We start from the raw sequence: 2454 nt of genomic DNA, 5'->3' as shown, positions 1-2454 counted from the left end.
TGTCGGACGTGTGGGCCAGGGTGAGCCGGCCCAACTCGTCCAGGGAGAAGACCTCGGGTCCGGCGATGCTGCGAATGCCTCCCAGCGGGGCGCCCGCAGCGACTTCTGCCACCGCGGCGGCCACGTCCTTGGCGGCGATCGGCTGGATCGGCGTGGCGGGCAGCCGGACGGTGTCGCCGTCGGCGGTCCAGGACAGGATCGCGTCGATGAATTCCATGAACTGCGTGGCGCGGACGATCGAGTAGGGGATCGGCCCGGCCGTGAGGATGTCCTCCTGGAGCACCTTGGCCCGGTAGTAGTCCAGCTCCGGCACCTGGTCCACGCCGACGATCGAGAGAATGACGAAGTGCCGGACGCCACCCTTCCGGCCCGCGGCCAGAAGGGCGTCCATCGAGGTCCGGAAGAAGGCCAGGGAGGCTTCGTCGAAGGTCGGGGAGTTCGTCAGGTTGACGATGACGTCGGCCCCCGCCACCGCCTCGTCCAGTCCCTGGCCGCTGATGACGTCGACACCGGTGGACTGCGAGTGCGGCACCGCCTCGTGCCCGGCGGCGTTCAGACGGGTGACGACCTGCGACCCGATCAGCCCGGTACCGCCGATGACCGCGAACTTCATGACATGCCTTCCGTCGGGAGATGCGTCCAAAATATGGCAGATGTTCCCTATGAGGACGTCTGATGCGGCACAGGGGTGGCTGAAGGAAGGAGCGGCATCGGCGTGGGAGCTCACCGCATCCCGGCGTCGAACCAGGGCCGTCCGGTCAGGGGACGGTGACCATACGCTCGGCCGTACGCCCCCTTCGCCGCCCCCTTGTGGCCGAGGGGCGTCCGAGCATCGGACGAAGTGCCGCCGATATCCTCCCGGGCACGTGATCAACAGAAAGACGGTGAGGATGACCAAGGACGTTCCGACAACAGCCCGGGTGCAGGACATACTGAACCGGGCCACACGCGTGGTGATCGTCGAGGGATCGCCCGACGAGGTCGACTCCGTCGACCGGGCACGGCTCGTGGTGACGGGTGACGAGATCGCAGACCTGGCAAGCCACTTGGCCATCGTGGACGGTGGGACCGGTGACAGATGCCGGTGCAACGGCTGGCCGACGATCATGGTTCACGGTCCGGACGGCGAAACGGCCTGTTGGACCCTGCACCACCAGATCGGGCTGCGAGGGATCGGCAACTGCGATGCCGACCTGCGTGATGGACCGGCCCTCACGGCATGGCTGGCACAGCGTGGCCTGACCGGATCACAGAGGGCCCAGGAGTGGCTCGCCGAGGAAGAGGCCGAGGCCGAGCATCGCCGGATGCGCTGGATCCGGGCCGCACCGGCCGGCCTGGACGCCGCAGCCGCCGATGTGGCTCAGCCACCGGGCCGTGACTACGAAGCCTGGTCACGGCAGCTGAACGAGGCCGAGGTCCGGCTCGCCGCTCTCGTCCAGCAGCACTACCCCGATGCGACCGAGCGGATCCGCGCGCTGCTGGCATGGGCGGGGATCTGCTCCCGGGAGTCCAGCACCGGATCAATGTGGTACGACACTGCCGTACAGCGCCAACTCCACCGGGAATCTCCCGACCTCGTCCTGGCCGCGCTGGCTGCGCACCCCCCGAGTCCGGCCCAACTCGACGGGGCGTCCGAACTGTTCTGCGCTCCCGAATGGACCAAGGCGCACGACCGCCACCTGCCCGAACCGCAGAGGTCGATGCTGATCGGACACATCCAGGCAGAGGGCACTGACGCCATGCGACGCCGGCTGAGCTGGGGCTACTACGGCGCCGAGCGAACGGTCGACTGAGCTCGCAGCCGTGGTGTCGGAGGCGCGATGCCTGTTCCGGTGCCCTCGGGGAACAGCGCGCAGTCCCCAAGCGCCACCACCTGTCGACCTCCGTCCGGGAGCCTCGGGTGCCGCAGCGGGTCGGCGAACGGGCCCGGTGGCCGGGGCGCGGGCCAGGCCCGGCCAGCCCCCGGACCGGTCTATCCAAGGTTGGATTTCAGCCACACAATGGCTCGGAGGCCAGAAAGGACGCCAGCATTGACAAGCGAACATCCCGGTGGTGCAGGCCGCCCCGAGGACTGGGCCCATCAGATCGTCACCGGCCTCGAATCCCGTGCCGACGCCGACTGGGCTCTCCATGTGGCTGTCCATGGCGCACACAACCTGGCCGCCGAGAACAAGGAGCGGCGCGCCCGGGCCGTTCACGCCGCCGCCATGGGACTGGACCACGCGGGGTGCGCGGCCGCCGCCGGCGTTTCGGAGTCCCTCCTGTCCACCTGGCGTGCGCAGCACCCTGTCTTCGACGCCGCCCTGGCAACGGCGACCGCCATGGCTGCCGTGGATGAAGTGAGCGCGCCGGGCCGGCTCAGCGGTATGAGTCTGGGTCTCTTCCTGCAGGCCGTGGCCCGAGGGGCCGCCGTGGCGACTGCCGCAAGGGCCGTGGGGCTCACGAGCAGTCAGC

General features: G+C 69.3%; 3 protein-coding genes. 2 read left to right on the top strand and 1 reads right to left on the bottom strand.

All coding sequences use genetic code 11. From position 1 onward, the window contains the following. Positions 1–613, bottom strand: a 613-nt coding sequence (locus tag ACFWVD_RS28275) for an SDR family oxidoreductase (protein ID WP_379247907.1), incomplete at its 3' end; no start/stop codon positions are given. 277 nt (positions 614–890) lie between these two features. On the opposite strand from ACFWVD_RS28275, the gene ACFWVD_RS28270 reads away from it, so the two are divergent. Beyond that, complete coding sequence (locus ACFWVD_RS28270; RefSeq protein WP_379247905.1) at positions 891–1793, top strand: hypothetical protein; 903 nt, start codon at positions 891–893, stop codon at positions 1791–1793. A gap of 237 nt (positions 1794–2030) precedes the next feature. Further along, positions 2031–2454, top strand: a 424-nt coding sequence (locus ACFWVD_RS28265) for a hypothetical protein (RefSeq protein WP_379247903.1), incomplete at its 3' end; no start/stop codon positions are given.

It is taken from the genome of Nocardia sp. NPDC058666 (genome assembly GCF_042714895.1).
Taxonomy (GTDB): Bacteria; Actinomycetota; Actinomycetes; order Mycobacteriales; family Mycobacteriaceae; genus Nocardia.
Note: the sequence above shows the minus strand (reverse complement) of the source record. Positions and strands in the feature narration are given on the sequence as shown.

What these genes read in the sequence shown, in the direction of transcription:
- ACFWVD_RS28270 (WP_379247905.1), top strand. Translation starts at nt 891, where the DNA reads ATGACCAAGGACGTTCCGACAACAGCCCGGGTGCAGGACATACTGAAC.